The 16,739-nt window shown below is 56.8% G+C and carries 12 protein-coding genes; 7 read left to right on the forward strand and 5 right to left on the reverse strand.

The window, feature by feature from the left end; all coding sequences use genetic code 11:
- Positions 1-4: 4 nt before the first annotated feature.
- On the reverse strand, positions 5-487 hold the full coding sequence (locus Pla100_RS28660; RefSeq protein WP_231603748.1) for a superoxide dismutase, Ni: 483 nt from the start codon (positions 485-487) through the stop codon (positions 5-7).
- A 146-nt stretch (positions 488-633) separates the two neighbouring features.
- The gene (locus Pla100_RS28665; RefSeq protein WP_231603749.1) at positions 634-1,449 is read right to left on the reverse strand and encodes a hypothetical protein; all 816 of its coding nucleotides are present in this window, start codon (positions 1,447-1,449) and stop codon (positions 634-636) included.
- A gap of 107 nt (positions 1,450-1,556) precedes the next feature.
- Here Pla100_RS28665 and Pla100_RS28670 point away from each other — a divergent pair, with 107 nt between their 5' ends.
- A complete protein-coding gene (locus Pla100_RS28670) occupies positions 1,557-3,887 on the forward strand; it encodes a S8 family peptidase (protein WP_146582544.1) in 2,331 nt (776 codons plus the stop codon).
- Positions 3,888-4,393: 506 nt separating this feature from the next.
- Here Pla100_RS28670 and Pla100_RS28680 read toward each other — a convergent pair.
- Complete coding sequence (locus Pla100_RS28680; protein WP_146582546.1) at positions 4,394-5,188, reverse strand: 3-keto-disaccharide hydrolase; 795 nt, start codon at positions 5,186-5,188, stop codon at positions 4,394-4,396.
- Positions 5,189-5,435: 247 nt separating this feature from the next.
- Here Pla100_RS28680 and Pla100_RS28685 point away from each other — a divergent pair, with 247 nt between their 5' ends.
- Entirely contained in the window at positions 5,436-7,265 is a 1,830-nt protein-coding gene (locus tag Pla100_RS28685; protein WP_146582548.1) for a SulP family inorganic anion transporter, read from the forward strand.
- A 74-nt stretch (positions 7,266-7,339) separates the two neighbouring features.
- Here Pla100_RS28685 and Pla100_RS28690 read toward each other — a convergent pair whose 3' ends face one another.
- A complete protein-coding gene (locus tag Pla100_RS28690; protein WP_197168314.1) occupies positions 7,340-8,113 on the reverse strand; it encodes a GGDEF domain-containing protein in 774 nt (257 codons plus the stop codon).
- 325 nt (positions 8,114-8,438) lie between these two features.
- On the opposite strand from Pla100_RS28690, the gene Pla100_RS28695 reads away from it, so the two are divergent.
- Genes Pla100_RS28695 through Pla100_RS28710 form a run of 4 tightly spaced genes read left to right on the forward strand, consistent with a single transcriptional unit; the run spans position 8,439 to position 12,204 of the window.
- Entirely contained in the window at positions 8,439-8,831 is a 393-nt protein-coding gene (locus Pla100_RS28695; RefSeq protein ID WP_146582552.1) for a response regulator, read from the forward strand.
- 56 nt (positions 8,832-8,887) lie between these two features.
- A complete protein-coding gene (locus Pla100_RS28700) occupies positions 8,888-10,657 on the forward strand; it encodes a GspE/PulE family protein (protein ID WP_146582553.1) in 1,770 nt (589 codons plus the stop codon).
- 6 nt (positions 10,658-10,663) lie between these two features.
- A complete protein-coding gene (locus Pla100_RS28705; RefSeq protein WP_146582554.1) occupies positions 10,664-11,869 on the forward strand; it encodes a type II secretion system F family protein in 1,206 nt (401 codons plus the stop codon).
- Entirely contained in the window at positions 11,866-12,204 is a 339-nt protein-coding gene (locus Pla100_RS28710) for a PulJ/GspJ family protein (RefSeq protein WP_146582555.1), read from the forward strand. The genes Pla100_RS28705 and Pla100_RS28710 overlap by 4 nt, the downstream gene beginning before the upstream one ends.
- Before the next feature lie 1,390 nt (positions 12,205-13,594).
- Here the strand turns inward: Pla100_RS28710 and Pla100_RS28715 are convergent.
- On the reverse strand, positions 13,595-14,731 hold the full coding sequence (locus tag Pla100_RS28715) for a DUF1570 domain-containing protein (protein WP_146582557.1): 1,137 nt from the start codon (positions 14,729-14,731) through the stop codon (positions 13,595-13,597).
- Positions 14,732-14,879: 148 nt separating this feature from the next.
- Between Pla100_RS28715 and Pla100_RS28720 the strand changes: the two genes are divergently transcribed.
- Positions 14,880-16,313, forward strand: coding sequence for a hypothetical protein (locus Pla100_RS28720; RefSeq protein ID WP_231603750.1), 1,434 nt, complete (start codon positions 14,880-14,882; stop codon positions 16,311-16,313).
- The last annotated feature ends 426 nt before the right edge of the window (positions 16,314-16,739 follow it).

Consider the following 16,739-nt stretch of genomic DNA (forward strand, 5'->3'; position numbering starts at 1 on the left):
AACCTCAGTGGGTATGCTCGAACAGAGGCTCCTTGCCTTCATATGCTCGGTACAGATCGAGGACAGACGCTTTGAGCATCTCAGCCGTCGACGGGTCGGCGGATTGCTTGCATTTCATCGCGTCAATGATCACCTTGTGGGCGGCCATCAACGTCTTGGCATAATTACTCGCATCCGGCTTGATGCGCTGCGCAAGAAAGTACTCGGCGATGGTCGTTTGGATACGCTGTGCGTGTTCCTCTTTCGTCACGACCCAGCGTGCGAGTTGATTGTGTCCTTGTGCGTCGAGAGTTCCGGAGGACAAATCATTGATCGATGTTTGTGCTTTTGCGATCGTCTGTTGATCTTCCAGCATTTGTTGAAAGCGTAGTTGATCGCCGTAGATTCCACAGGGAACTTGGCAATGGGCGTGAGCGGTCGTGGCATTCGACCCGACCATGGTCAGTGCCAGCAGGACGTAGGCAGGCAAGAAGGCAGTGCGGAACATAGATGTCGTCTTTCTGTTGAGTAGGAACAAAACGGCAGTCGATTGGATCTGCCAGCTTGATAAGATACTCGAACAGTCAACCGTCGGAAACGTCCGAACTCGGCGAAAGCCGTTCTGCAATCTCCGAAACCCCGCGCACGGCTCGTTCAGGCGGCTCGCCGTTGGGCTTGGTTGGTTTCAAACGTTCGCACCGACCATTTGCCCGATTCATTGCTCAACACGACGCTGCTGGCGTGGAGCACTTTGCCGATAGTGGACTGCAATTCGTTGGCGAGCTGTGTTTGATCGCTCGCGAAAACGGATGCATCAATCAGCACAACGTCCATCTTCCCCAATCGGTTAGCGACGCTTACCAAACCTCGGCCGATCGGTTCTGGGAAGATCACCGGACGCTGAGACAACCCGTTGAGTTGTCGATGGTAATCGCGAAGAGCGACCTTGCCGCTGCCCAGCTCGAATTGATCGATGACGGCGGCCTTGATCGGTGAGGCGCCGCTCTCGGTGGCGTTATTTTGAGGGGCTGGAGCGAGTGCGGTCAGGATCGCGGTCATCCGCGAGCCGTCGCCGACGCCGATTTCCAAGATGCTTGTTGGATTGTGTTGCCGGATGGTCTTGATCAGCCCGTCGTGCTCACCGCGTGAGAGCATCGACAATACGCTACGTCGAGGTTGCTCGCCGGCTGGTTTTGACGACGTGGCGGCCGGTTTTGACGATGTGACGGTTGCAGGTGCCGAGGCTTTGGCGGGCTTCGGTACCGCGCCGGCAAGCGGCTTTGTCGCCGCTTTTTCGGCGGGAGCTGCGTCGACCGACGGTTTAGCCGCCGTCTGGGTTTCAGAAGAGCGTCCGCAGAGTGAATTCCAAAGTCGTTTCAATGGCATCGTCGTCCCACCCTGACTAGTCGCTCCCACGGGTCTCCAAGTCAGTCCACGCCGGTCGCGCGAATCGCTGACTGTGGTTCTCATTCGGACGAATCGACTAACCAACTCGATGAGGAATCTCGAAGGTCGGGTTAGGCAAAATCGGTCGATCTTCCGATGGCTTGACCCGATTTTTTGACCTAGGGTTCCGCATGAGTACTCTTTTCACCGATCTCGATGCCTCTCCCGTGGGCATCGAAACCTGCGAAACGCGTTTGGCACTGTCGGCGAGTCTGATGGGGGCTTGGTTAGCGCCGTTGGCCGATCCGCTAACTGATCCCTGGGCCGAGGCGTCGCCGACCTGCCCGGCGGAACTTCATTTGCCGCTTGAAATTCCGATTCAAACCGGACTGCATACCGATACGGCGGGGTCGCTCGACCAAGCCTTCGCACAGGCGGCGTTGAATTTCGATCCCTCGGGCAACGGCAGTTCGCTGCTCGAACAAGCCGCTCGGGTGGCTGCGGCGACCGGGTTGGACGGTGCCGGCCAGACCATCGCGGTGATCGATTCCGGAATCGCGTACGACCATCACGCCTTTGGCGAGAACGGCCGCTCGGGTGGGTTCGGTCCGGGCTACCGCGTTGTCGGCGGTTGGGATTTTGCCGAAAATGATGCCGACCCCTACGACGATGCACCGGCAGGCTATCACGGGTCTCACGTCGCGGGCTTAACCGGCGGGCTCACCGAAACGATCGACGGAAACACCTTTCGCGGCGTCGCTCCGGGGGCCGACTTGGTCGCCTTGAGAGTTTTCAATGACGCCGGCGCGGGGAACCTCAGTTGGATCGAACAATCGCTGAGGTGGGTTTACGACAACCAAGATTCGTTCGAATTTCCGATCACGACCGTCAATCTTTCTCTCGGCACCGAACTGACGGATTTGAATCGGGAGTACGCTTACTCGTTGCTCGAAGACGAATTGCAACTGCTCTACGAAAGCGACATCCTTGTTTTTGCGGCTGCCGGCAACGGTCAACTTAACTTGAGCCCTGGTGCCGATGATTTGATGTACCCGGCCTCGAGCCCTTGGGTTTCAGCCGTCGGTTCGGTCGACACCAACGGGAATCTAAGCGGTTTCTCCCAACGGGCGGACGGGATGTTCGTCGCCGAAGGACAGCGATTACAAAGCAGTGTGCCCGAGCACATCCAAGGTTACGACGGATACCTCAACGACTACAGTTCGCTCAGCGGCACGAGCATGGCCAGTCCTCAAGTCGCGGCGGCGTCCGCCTTGGTGCGTCAGGCGATGCAGCAAGCCGGACTCGAAGCCACTTCTGAGTCGATCCTGCAGCGTCTTCAAGACACATCGGTTCAACGGGTCGATCCGGCCACGGGGATCTCGTATCAATCGCTCGACCTCGAAGCCGCCGTCGACTTTGGCCACTTGGCGGATCCTGGGGAAGGAGAGAACTCAACGCCAAGTCCGAGCGTCCCAACGCCCATGCCTACGATCGATCGCTACGAGGGGTCCACCGACGGCGATCGACTGCAAATCGATCTGAGGGCGATCGTCAACGGAGGCGATGTGCTGTTGAGTGACAATCCACTCGATCCGGATTCCTCCACCTACCGATTGATCGGTTCGCAGTCGGGTGATCCGATCGTGATCGATGCCGGCTCAGGCAGTGACACGTTGCAAATCTTCGGATCGACGGGCAATGAACAACTCACTCTTCGTCCGACGACCGGTGCCAACGCCGGCAGTTCGTTGTTGACGTTCGCCGGAGGTACGTTGGAACTTCGCGGATTCGAAAACGTCACGTTTATCGGTGAAGGCGGCGAAGACCGAGCGACGCTTTACGATTCCGACGGGAACGACGAGTTACGATCCGGTCCAGACCGTGCGCAACTCACCGGCATCGGGTTCGAGTTTCATCTCGAACAGGTCGACAAACTGTACGTGTACGCGACCGCCGGCGGTAACGATACGGCGCATCTGACCGATTCGATTCACGACGACCAACTCGTCATCCGGCCACAATTCAGTTCACTCCGGGGTGGCGATCATTTCCAAGCCGCGTTCGGTTTCGAGCGGGTATTCGCGTACGCAGAAAACGGCGGCCATGACCGTGCTGACTTGGGCGACAGCGCCGCCGATGACGTAATGTCAATCTCAAGTACACGATCGCTGATCAGCGGAAGTGGTTATCGGGCCAGTGCCCTCGGTTTTGAAAGCGTCCAAGCAACGGCTTCCCAGGGAGGCGACGACACCGTTCGCATCTACGTCGACGATCCGAACGGCCAGTGGCATACGACCGAGTCGTTGACGCAGTGGACCGGCGCGGACGGCACGAGCCGTATCGCACGCGGGTTTGAACGCAGCGAAGCGTTCGAAAACTTCGAAACCGTTCCGGTCGGCTCGCAAGCTTTATCGCAAGCTCCCATCGCCACGCAAGCATGGCGAAGCATCACCGACATCCAACGAGAAACCGACGAACACCTCCGTAGTTTGCAACAGCTCTTCGAAGAGCTAGCCGAGTAAAAATGTAGGCTGGGTCGCAGCGATAGCGGAGACCCGGCAAGAAGCAGCCATCGGTAATGGGTGCCCGCCGGGTGTTCGTCGCAAAGCCTCCTCCACCCAGCCTACCTAATGTAGGCTGGGTCGCAGCGATAGCGAAGACCCGGCAGGATCGCTGTTGGTTGTTGGCTGTTAGCTGTTAGCTGTTGGTTGTTGGTTGTTGGTTATCAATCCCGGTTCTTCACCCCAAAAACTTAAACTTAAACCTCAACTTAAACTTAAACCCCCGTTGAGCCCCGCTCGCGGATCGCTGCCTCGTGCTGGAGGGAAGAGGGTTTAAGTTTAAGTTTAAGTTTAAGTTTAAGTTTAAGTTTAAGTTTAAGTTTGGGTTTGGGTTTGGGTTTGGGTTTGGGTTTGGGTTTGGGTTTGGGTTTGGGTTTGGGTTTGGGTTTGGGTTTGGGTTTGGGTTTGGGTTACCGATGCAATTGGCTTGATCGATTGCCGGGTCTTCGCTATCGCTGCGACCGAGCCTACGGGAGTTCTCGAACGAAGATGTTTCGGAAGCGGATCGGGCTGCCTTCGGATTCGAGACACAGGTAACCTTCGCTCGGCTGGCAACTGTTGCCGCCGGAGACTTCGACGCCGTTGACCCACAAGCGAATTTCGCCGTTGATCCCCCGGACGTAGTATTGGTTCCAATTGCCGCTGCCGTGAGTCGTTTCTTGCGACGGAAAACTGCGGTGCCCGTCAGGTGATTTGGGGTCAAACGGCTGCATCGCCGATCGTCCCACCGCAAACACATCGCCATGGGAGGTAAACCAAGTTGGCTCTTTACCGGTACTCGCGGTGTATTGCCGAGCGTAATCGTGATCGAGCATTTGAATCTCGATTCCGCTGTTGGGCAGCCGGTTGGGCGGCAAGTCTTCTAGGGCTGACGGCGGCACCCAGGCGAACACGCCCGAGTTGCCACCCGGTTTCAAGTGCATCCACTCGATGACCAACTCAAAGTTGCGGTACTGTTTCTTAGTACGGGTGACGCCGATCGGTGTGCCGCTACCGAGCGCTTCGCCGCCATCAAAAACGAGTGTCTTGTCATCGCCGTTAACCCGTTCGAAATCATCGCCTTTCAATTGCTGCCAGCCGGGGGCTTTGGTATCAAAAATTTGCACCGAAACGGCAGACGTCGATTCCGCTGAAGTCGACTCGGTCGTTGGGGTTTCCGGTGTATCCGCCCGAGCGCTCGAAGCGGCCGTCACCGCCCCCACCAGAACGAACAGAAGGGAACACTGAAATCGAAAAGAGTACGAGAAAATTTTGGGGATCATCAATCAAAACCTCTAAAGGTAAATCGGGCGGGTTCGCGGGGATGCCCAACACTGTAACGGATTAGCGGGGCCAGCACTCACCCAATCATAATCGGGCTGTCCTAGGCGGGTTTCAGGACCGATGCTTGGTCAGCGGATCCGACGTTGACCTCGGCCAACGGACGATTATGACAGTGGCCCGCCGACGTTTTGTGCCGCGTTTTCCGCCCGTTTCCACTCTTCCGATTTTTCGTTTCAATCGTCCCCCATGCTGAACTTCTTTGCCCAACAATCCAATTCGATCAAAAACGACGTTCTCTCCGGGTTGACGGTCGCCCTGGCTCTGGTACCCGAAGCGATCGCGTTTGCGTTCGTCGCCGGGGTCTCGCCGTTGATCGGTTTGTATTCGGCTTTTTTCCTGGGGCTGATCACCGCAGTCGTCGGCGGACGTCCCGGCATGATCTCAGGCGCGACCGGTGCGATGGCTGTCGTCGTTGTGTCTCTGGTCGCTCAACATGGTGTCGAGTACCTCTTCCCCACCGTGATCCTGTGCGGCGTCTTTCAAATCGCCGTCGGCATCGGTCGTTTGGGGAAGTTGATCCGCATGGTACCGCACCCGGTGATGTTGGGGTTTGTCAATGGTTTAGCGATCGTGATCGGTTTGGCTCAGTTGGGCAGTTTCAAGACGCTTTCTCAGACCGGTGATCTCGTTTATCTCGGTGGCACGCCCCTGATGCTAATGCTCGCGTTGGTGGCGGTGACGATGGCGATCATTTATTTCCTTCCCAAGATCACGAAAGCCGTCCCGGCCTCATTGGCGGCGATCTTGACGGTGACGATGCTGTCGTTGGCGATCAATCAGGCGATGATGACCGAATCCAAAGAGAATATCCTTGCGACCGTCGGTGACATGCTACGCACGAACACGCAAGCCGCCATGATCGCCGACGATCGCAAGGCGATCGACGCGATCACGATTGAAAAGAACGTTGTCGAGAACCGCGTTCTCGAGACTGAGATGATCGATGAATCGATGCCTCCCCCCACGACGCTTGTCAGCGTTCAAGCGATCAACCCGATCGATTCGCTCGAACCGACGCTGGTGAATCCTCATGTGATGGGCCCGGCCCCGCAAACCGCCGACGCACCGGCGGTGGTGATTCCGGAAGTTGATTCGAGCATTAGCGGCGGATTGCCGATGCCGTTCTTTTTGGAACACGCCCTCGTGCCGCTGAATTTCGAAACGTTGAAAATCATTCTCCCGTTCGCGATCGTGCTGTGCGGTGTCGGGTTGATCGAATCGTTGATGACGTTGACTTTGATCGACGAGATCACCGAAACCCGCGGCCAAGGCAACCGAGAATGCATCGGGCAGGGGGTTGCTAACCTCGTCTGCGGATTCTTCGGTGGAATGGGTGGTTGCGCGATGATCGGCCAATCCTTGATTAACGTGAACTCCGGCGGACGAGGCCGTTTGTCGGGGATCACGGCGGCGGTTTGTTTACTGTTGTTCGTGTTGTTTTTGGCACCGTACATCGAACAGATCCCCATGGCGGCTCTGGTCGGCGTGATGTTCATGGTCGTGATCGGGACGTTCGAATGGGCGTCACTGAGAATGTTTCGGCGGATGCCCTCGAGCGACATGTTTGTGATGGTCTTGGTCGCCGGCTACACGGTCTTCATGCATGACTTGGCGTCGGCGGTCATCTTGGGAGTGATCGTCTCGGCATTGGTGTTCGCTTGGCAACATGCCACGCACATCGCCGCCGACGTGAAGTACAACGAACACGGCAGCAAGATCTACCAGTTGCACGGCCCGTTGTTCTTTGCCTCGGTTGCCTCGTTCAAAGACATGTTCGAGGTCGCGAGCGATCCCGACGACGTGGTGATCGATTTCTATTACACGCGGGTTTATGACCAATCAGGTCTCGAGGCGATCAACAACCTCGCCGAGAAGTACGTAAACGCGGGCAAGCGATTGCACCTGACGCACCTCAGCCAAGAGTGCCGCGACCTGCTCGATAAGGCGGGTGACTTGGTCGAGATCAACGTCAGTGAAGACCCGCACTACCACATCGCTACCGACCGGTTGGGTTAACGATTGGTTGATCAAGAATGCCGATCTAAAATCAGCCGAGGAGCGTCATCCCGATGGCCAGGTACCGCCCGCGTTTATGCTCCATAGGCAACCACTCGGTTGCGTCCGTGGCGTTTGGCAAGGTACAAGCAATCGTCCGCTTGACCGATCATTTCGCCGAATGTCAGGGCACCTTGGCGTCGATCGGAAGCGCCGATGCTGACGGAAACCGGAATTAGGCAATCCGACGATTCCGATCGAACCTCAATATCGGCGACTCTTAGTCGAACCCGCTCGGCGATCCAGCGGGCTTCGGCCAGATCATGTCCGGGTAACATGACACAGAACTCTTCACCACCGTAGCGATACACCTGGCCGACACCGGCGAACGTCGAACGCAGCGTTTGACCGACGCGCCGCAGCACCTCGTCGCCGCTGGCGTGTCCGTGGTCGTCGTTAACCCGCTTGAAATGATCGATGTCAAACATCAAGCATGCTAAATTGTCGTCCCGGTCGAGGTGCTGTTGCCAAAGGTTCGGAACTTGTTGCTCCAACGCTCGCCGATTACGACAACCGGTCAATGCGTCTTCGACGATCAATTGTTGAAGCTCCTCGTGACTCGCCCGCATCGCTTCGCGGCTCTCTTTGGCTTTGGCGAGTAAGTGTTCCATCTCCTTCAAATCCATGATGAGAAAGCCGTCATCGAACCGATCGGAGGTCGATCGGATCGGGGCGGACAGCGTGGTATTCCCATGACGGGTCAATCGACAGATCAACACCGCATTGACGACCCAACCGGTCACGGTGGCAATCAATAGCATCGTCCAACCGAAAGAGGAAGTGTCACTTGCCAAGGCAAGAACAGACATGTGGTACCAGGGAGATTGACGAGAAACGAGAACGGCTGTAACCGCAATGATATCGGAGCCCCTTCTAAACATGCGGGAAGATCTTACCGCGTGAATTGCTCACCCGTTTTTACGGCGGGCGTTTACGATCGATCGGCATGAAAATGTTCCGATTATGACGATCGTTCCGATTGCTGCGGCGCGATGGCAAATAGGTTGCCAAAGGAGTACGAGTGTTGCGAAATGTCACCACCGATCACCGTTGGGCAACCTAGATTTCAATCGCTCGCAATCTGGCTAGCTGGACTGTCCTGCTGTTCTTCTACACCACACCATGTGACTTCCTATGTCGCGATCAACCAATGCCAAAATACTGCTCGTCGAAGCGGAGCGAGTCCTCGCGGATCTGACCGCGTTTCGCCTGGAATTGCTCGGTTATGATCTCACCGTCGTCAGTGAAGGTGCCCAAGCGAGGGATTACCTGCGTCGTAGCCCGATTGATTTGATGATCGTCGACACGAAGTTACCCGAAGGAGACGGGATCGAATGGTTGACGGAATTGCGACTCGAGTTCAAGGCCGATGATTTTCCGGTCATGATGTTCTCGCTCGACCCAAGTTTGGAGTCCGTCCGTCGCGCCATTCTCGCGGGGGCGCAGGATTATCTCATCACGCCTTTTGACCCGACCGTCCTCGAAGAGAAGGTGCAAAACCTACTCATGCTTGGTGTCACCGCGTAAACGACCGAGACGGCCTTGTTCCTCCACCCAACCCTTTAGATTTCAGATCTCCTAACATGCGACGACTCGGCGACATCCTGATCGATCTCAAATTGCTCACACCCGAGCAGATCGATGCCGCATTCCAATCCAAACCTCGAGGTGTGATGCTGGGTGATTGGCTCGTCTGTCAGTCGTTGATCAGCAACTCACAGTTAGGTCTGGCCCTCGCCGAGCAGTTTGACGTGCCTTTCGTGGACATTGATTTTTCCAGTGTCAATCCGCAAGTTGCGCGTTTAATGCCGGAGCATTTCGCACGTTCCAATGAAGCGGCCGCGATCGAGATCAATCAGCGTGTCTTGACGCTCGCGATGGTCGCCCCCGACGACATTGAAACCATTGCCGAAGTCGAACTGATGACTGGTTACCAGATCAAACCGGTCGTGGCCTTGGCGGAGGACATCGCGGCGCTGCTCAACCGTGTTTACGACGACCGAGCCTTTGCACGCCAAACGATCGTGGACATGAAGATCGCCGAAATGGCTTCGGTCGGTGAGGTAACCGAAGAAGACGAGTTCGCCGCATCCAACGCCAGCCAAGAAGATGCGCCGGTTGTCAAATTGGTCCAAGCCATTTTGTCCGGTGCCGTCACGGCAGGTGCGAGTGACATTCACTTGGAACCGCATAAACCCGAAATGCGAGTTCGCTACCGAGTCGACGGTGAATTGCAGGTCGCGATGACCATTCCCAACCATATCGAAGACCCAGTGATCAGCCGCATCAAGGTCATGGGTGACATGGATACGACGGAGAGTCGCCGTCCGCAAGACGGACATTTGACGGTCTATGAAAATGGCAAGCGAGTCGGATTTCGCGTTAGCGGAATTCCAACCGTCGATGGTCAAAAGTTGGTATTGCGATTACTAGATGAAGGCGGCCAAACTTTTGATTTGGCGAAAATCGGGATGCCTCAGCGTGACTATGAAACGATCCGCCGCGTTCTCGACAAACCGCACGGCATGTTCGTCGTCACCGGGCCGACGGGCAGCGGCAAGAGCACGACCTTGTACGCCGCCTTAGAACATCTCAACAAGGAAGATCGCAACATCGTGACGGTGGAAGACCCCGTCGAATACCGACTCGCGGGTATCAACCAAGTCCAAAGCGACAACGAATTCGGGATGGGTTTCGCCAACGCGTTAAAGTACATCATGCGTCAAGACCCCGACGTGATCATGTTGGGCGAAATCCGCGATTGCGAAACGGCGAGCACTGCGGTTCAAGCAGCGCTCACCGGGCACATGGTCATTAGCACGTTGCACACCAACGACGCCGTCGGTGCCGTTCAGCGACTCGCCGATCTCGGCGTCGACCATTTCAAGATCGCCGGTTCGCTACTTGGCAGTGTTGCCCAGCGATTGCTACGTTGCGTATGCGAGAATTGCAAAGTCGCCGCAGCACCAAACTTGAATCTACTCGACGCACTCGACCCAGATGAAACGGTCGATCGAAACATAACCTTTTATCGCGGTGAAGGCTGCAAGCGATGTTTGGGGAGTGGCTATTCCGGACGGATGCCGATTTTCGAAATCATGCCGATTAATTCGGAGATCACCGCCGCCATCGAAGCCGGTGTGCCCCATTCAAAATTGGAAGAGATGGCGCTCGAGGCCGGGATGATTCCGTTGCAACGGGCCGGCCTTGAGGCGGCGATTAACGGTCGCACTTCCCTCGAGGAAGTTTACTTCAAGACCAGTGGTGATCGCCGAAGCCCCTCAGCGGCAAGCAAGTTGGGAGGTCGCCGAGAGTCCGATCCCCGAGTCACGGTCACTTCGGCAGCAGGATAACCCTTGATGAACACCTATCCCCAAGTGCAACGCAATCCATCCAAGGCACAAAATCCATCCAAGGCACAAGCGGGCCAGAAATCGTCAGGTGGTTTTGGTGCGTTCTTGCAGAAACTCAACTCGATCGAAGTCGGTGGTCCTTCGCGTAAGCTTCCCAAAGGTTTCGATTCGACCAAGATTCCTGCATTGCCGCTCTCTCAGCTTCTGCGGATGATGCTGATGTTGTTGCAGAACGGTTTGAGTCTCCCCAAAGCGCTCGGATCGCTCGCGATGGATCGATCCAACCGCCGCTATCAGCACGTGCTTCTGAAAATGAGAGCGACGATCGTCGCCGGCGGCACGATCAGTGACGCCATGTCCAAGTTCCCGCGAACATTCTCGTCAATGCAGATCCAACAAATCCGGCTCGGGGAACGCAGCGGATCCTTGGAAACGGCGATGTCGCGTGTCTGTGAGCAGATGGAACGTAAGGTGGCCCTTCGCAAACGGATCATCAAGAAAATCAGCTATCCGATCTTGATCACTTGCGCAGGATTTGGGTTGATGATCTTCATGTGTGTGGTCGTCGTCCCGGAGTTCGAGACCGTCTACAGCAGTAGCGGCGTGGACCTGCCGCCGGTGACTCGGTTCGTGACCGGATTGAGCCGTTCGATGTTGCGGTACGGTTGGATGGCCGTGCCAATCTTCGCCGGATTGGCGACCTTATGGGTGGCCTGCCGACGTAAGCCCAAGATCGCGACCAAGATGGACGCTGCGATGCTGCGGATTCCGATAATCGGACCGTGGTTGCGGGATGCGGCGGTGTTGCAATTCGTCGAAGCGACCGCCTCGATGGTGCAGTGCGGTTACAAACCCGTCGACGCGATTGAAGTTTCTGCGGCTTGCGTTCGCAATCGGTGCGTTCGTCAAGCGATCAATGAGATTAACCAAGGTGTTCGCCGGGGAGAAAAACTTAGTGTGGAGCTCGCGCGCTACGAAGATTTCTTCCCCGCAACGCTGTGCCAGTTGATCGGGGTCGGAGAACAATCGGGTGAGTTTTCCCGTTCGCTCAACGGCACGTGCGATCACCTGCGAGAACGGCTGGAGTATCGCATCGACGCGACCGTCGGAATGCTCGAACCGATTCTCACGATCGGGTTGGCCGCCATGATTGGCGGTATGGTTTTGTCGATTTATACGCCCATGTTTCACATGTTTGAGGTACTTGAATGATGCGCTCGATCCATCGCCCAAGCGGCATGAGCTTGCTCGAGGTCGTCGCCGCCGTGGTCATCGCGTCCATGTTGGCGGTCGCCGGTTTCTCGCTGATGCGAGATCAAAGCGAAGTCGCTCACGAGCGAATTTGCGAGGGCCATCGCACGGCATTGCAGTCCGATGCGGAACTATATCAACGAGAAACGGGGCGTTGGCCCGGCGGAACGTTGGCCGAGTTGGCAACGAGTGACTACACCGGAACCATCTTGCCACGTTGTCCGATGGCTCCCCAGGGCACCACATCAAACTATCGCCTGGTCCGCGAACGGGTCGTCTGCCAGTTCCACCCATAGCGGACAATGACGCTTTCGCCCGTCAATCGCCGAAAGACCCGGCCACGAAGAGCCCGAAAGTAGGCTGGGTGGAGGAGGCTTTGCGACGAACACCCGGCGTTTGCCTCGCTGCGTTTGACCCGCTGCGTACGACGAAATCTTGATGCCCATTGCCGGGTCTCCGCCGAAGCGGCTGCGACCCAGCCTACTATGATCGCGGCATTCAGTTTAGGGAAGTTCGTTGAGAACGTAGGCTGGGTGGAGGAGGCTTTGCGACGAACACCCGGCGTTTGCCTCGTTGCGTTTGACCCGCTGCGTACGGCGAAATTTTCATGCCCATTGCCGGGTCTCCGCCGAAGCGGCTGCGACCCAGCCTACTATGATCGCCGCATTCAGTTTAGGGAAGTTCGTTGAGAACGTAGGCTGGGTGGAGGAGGCTTTGCGACGAACACCCGGCGTTTGCCTCGTTGCGTTTGACCCGCTGCGTACGGCGAAATTTTCATGCCCATTGCCGGGTCTCCGCCGAAGCGGCTGCGACCCAGCCTACTATGATCGCGGCATTCAGTTTAGGGAAGTTCGTTGAGAACGTAGGCTGGGTGGAGGAGGCTTTGCGACGAACACCCGGCGTTTGCCTCGTTGCGTTTGACCCGCTGCGTACGGCGAAATTTTCATGCCCATTGCCGGGTCTCCGCCGAAGCGGCTGCGACCCAGCCTACTATGATCGCGGCATTCAGTTTAGGGAAGTTCGTTGAGAACGTAGGCTGGGTGGAGGAGGCTTTGCGACGAACACCCGGCGTTTGCCTCGTTGCGTTTGACCCGCTGCGTACGGCGAAATTTTCATGCCCATTGCCGGGTCTCCGCCGAAGCGGCTGCGACCCAGCCTACTATGATCGCGGCATTCAGTTTAGGGAAGTTCGTTGAGAACGTAGGCTGGGTGGAGGAGGCTTTGCGACGAACACCCGGCGTTTGCCTCGCTGCATTTGGCTCGTTGCGATTGGCGAAATCTTCATGCCCATTGCCGGGTCTCCGCCGAAGCGGCTGCGACCCAGCCTACTATGATCGCCGCATTCAGTTTAGGGAAGTTCGTTGAGAACGTAGGCTGGGTGGAGGAGGCTTTGCGACGAACACCCGGCGTTTGCCTCGCTGCGTTTGAACCGCTGCGATTGGCGAAATTTTCATGCCCATCGCCGGGTCTCCGCCGAAGCGGCTGCGACCCAGCCTACTATGATCGCCGCATTCAGTTTAGGGAAGTTCGTTGAGAACGTAGGCTGGGTGGAGGAGGCTTTGCGACGAACACCCGGCGTTTGCCTCGCTGCGTTTGAACCGCTGCGATTGGCGAAATTTTCATGCCCATCGCCGGGTCTCCGCCGAAGCGGCTGCGACCCAGCCTACGATGATCGCGACATTCAGCTTAGGGAAGTTCGTTGAGATATCGGGTTAGGCGGTTGGCGAAGGTGACCGTATCAATGCCCATGATGCGTTCAAAATCGATCCGTCGCTGACCGCGACGATAGTTTTCGAACGGCGGCCGCGTGGCGGTGAAATGCAAGACATCGGCGAACGCGGTATGATCGCGTTCGGCGAGATAAAACATCATCGCCCATGAAACCGCATAAGCGGTATGGACGGAGGATTGATCGCGGAAGGCATCGTCACCATCGACTAGTCGTTCGACCCATCGCACCATGTCATCGGAACGATTGAGCGACAAAGTATTTCGCAAGTGTCGGATCGATTCTTGATTCATCCGGTCCGCGATCCGATGCGTCGAGCCCACGATCCCGCCGGCAAGCGATTCGGGTTCGAACATCTGTCCGATCCCCTCGGTGATCCAGCTTGGTGTGTCGTTGACGCGACTGTGGACGCCTGAGTTGAAGGCTGACTGATGAGCCGCTTCGTGTCGGACGGTTGCGGCGATGTCGGATAGACGTCCACCATCGTGCGTCAAAACCCGGTTGCATCGGTTGGCATAAATTCCGGCTACCCGCGACACGTCGATCTTCAGGCGATCCAGTTCAGCATACATCGCGCGAGCGTCTGGTAAGACCACGGCGACCATTGGGAACCGGCCCTTGCGGACCCGGACACCTCGTTTGGTCATGAATTCAACGAAAGCTCGATGCGAATTTTCGAACATATCCGGCCAACGGTTCCCGCGTCCTCGAGGTTGGACGACGAGGAAATTCTGAGTCGCGACGACGTCGAAATCGCGACCGAATTCGGCGCGCAATTGGTTTCGCATCTGCATCGCCGATGCGGGTTGATACCTTTCGCTTGTTGGACGCATGTTCTCGGTGCGTTTGTTGGCGTCGACGGTGTGCAACCATCCGTCCTTTGCCATGATCAACGATTCGGTTGACGAATCGACCAAGTGCAATCCGGTCTGCCATTGAGAGTTAATAAGAAACTCGACCGGCCGTGGTCCGGTGGGTGACTGATACCCGTTGGCGATGGCTGAATCCGGTGCGGTTAACAAAAACGCAAAAGCGGCTGCGATTGCCAGCGCGCCAAACGCGTCGGGCAAGACTCGGAGGCTTGTCGAGAGCATGGTCAGGATCGGCGGTGTCGGAGAAAAGATGGGCAGCAGAGAAGAGTGCGACCGCGTTTATGCCCCCCGACACCGAAGGCGGTCTATGGAAGGTTAGGTTAGAATGTGGACCGAGGCCGACCATCTCCCTTTTCACCCCTGATGTGCCATGAAGTTGCCGCCCAAACCGGAAACGACTGTATCGGTCGTATCGATCAATCCAACGGGTCGACCGCGATGCGGTTGGCTCGCAATCGGATTGCTTTTGGTTTTCGTCTTTGTGGGAGGACCAAGACCGCGACCAGGAATGGCTCAAGACGCGGGGGATATCGAAGCGGAATCCGTTGAAGAGGACTTGGCGACGAACGTGCCGGTATGGGTCGCCGAGTTGGATGCGCCGACGGCCCAGGCGCGACGATCGGCCGAACAACGACTGATCCAGGCCGGTCCGAAGGCAGCCTCGTTTGTTCCCGTCGTGCTGGATCACTTGTCGATCGATGCCAGACAACGTTTGGAAAGAATTCAAACTCGATGGCGATCATCAAAAACACTCGACGAGTTGGAAACGACCGTCGTGAACCTACAAAAAGCGGAAACACTCGGCGAAGCGTTGGAAGCGATCAGCACCGCGAGCGGGATCGAGTTCGATACCAATGCCGCCGGTCCGACGGTGGACCTGACGCGGAAGATTCGACCGCCCGCCTTGCCGCTGGGGTTTTGGCCGGCGATCGATAACGTGCTCGATCAAACGGATTTGGACATCAATTTTTATGGTGGTGATCGGACGACGTTGGCATTGGTACCGCGATCGGAAGACCGATTGTCACGATCGGACTCGGCCGCCTACGCGGGTATCTATCGATTGGAACCCACCATTGTGACGGCACGACGCGTACTCGGGTCGCCCTTGCAGAGCGGATTGAACATTACCATGACCATTTCATGGCAACCCAATCGAACACCCATCGGACTGACGATTCCGATCGCACCCTTGCAGGGACAACTCGATACGGGCACGAAGTTATTGCCCCAAGCATCCGGCGAATCGATCGATGTAGCCACCACCACGGAGATCGCGCAAAGCCAGTTCTATTTGCCGTTGCAACTTCCACCGCGACGACTTGAACGCGACGCCCGGGGTGGCGACGCCAAGCCGGACGCGAGCGAAATCGTGCGTTTGACGGGTGAGATCTCCGCGTTGTTACCGGGCGAGCGACGCAAGTTTGAATTACGACTCGACGAAGTTGCTCCTTCAAAACAATACGACGCAATGACGGTCGCCATCGAGTCGATCCGGCAAAACGAACCACTGCACGAAGTCCGCGTCGGAGTGGAACTGGATAACGCCGACCGTTCGCTCGAAAGTCATCGGCAATGGATCTACGAGAACGAAGCCTACTTAGAAATGCCCGACGGCACCCGCGTCGATCACCTGGGATACGAGGTTTTCCGTCAAACCGCATCCGGCGTCGGGATCGGTTACCTGTTTGACTTCGGTGGTTCGGACACACCTCCGCCGGGAACGAAACTGATCTACGAGTCGCCCACCTCGGTGATCAAGAATGTCGTACCCTTTATCCTCAACGGAATTCCACTGCCGTAGGGATAAAATGCGGTCAATCAGTTGTCGTCGTGTTTGGTGTTTTAGGGACGCAATCCCGACCCGCGTTTAGTGCACGTTTGGGCGTTTTCGTTTAACGGCAAGCCGCAGGCGCCTGCGTTTTCAAACTCTGTCGCCTGCGGCTTGCCGTTAAACGATTAAATCAACAGACCGGCAAGCGATGGATGAGTCAATGTCAATTGTCGGACGCCGTCACCTAGGCCTCAATCAAGCGACTGCTGACTGAGGTTTTGGCTGAATTTTGGCGTTCATTACAGGCGGACCGGAGGCTCGGCTTGGTGTTGGTTCGTGATCGAATTGGCATGGCGGTGGTCTTTCGTGGCTGGGTGGTTGCGGCGGTACTGAAGCATCCAGACTTCAGCTTCAACGTGCGTTGTGCAGTCAACTTCGCAGCGGCATCGAGACGTG

The organism is Neorhodopirellula pilleata (assembly GCF_007859915.1).
GTDB lineage: Bacteria > Planctomycetota > Planctomycetia > Pirellulales > Pirellulaceae > Rhodopirellula > Rhodopirellula pilleata.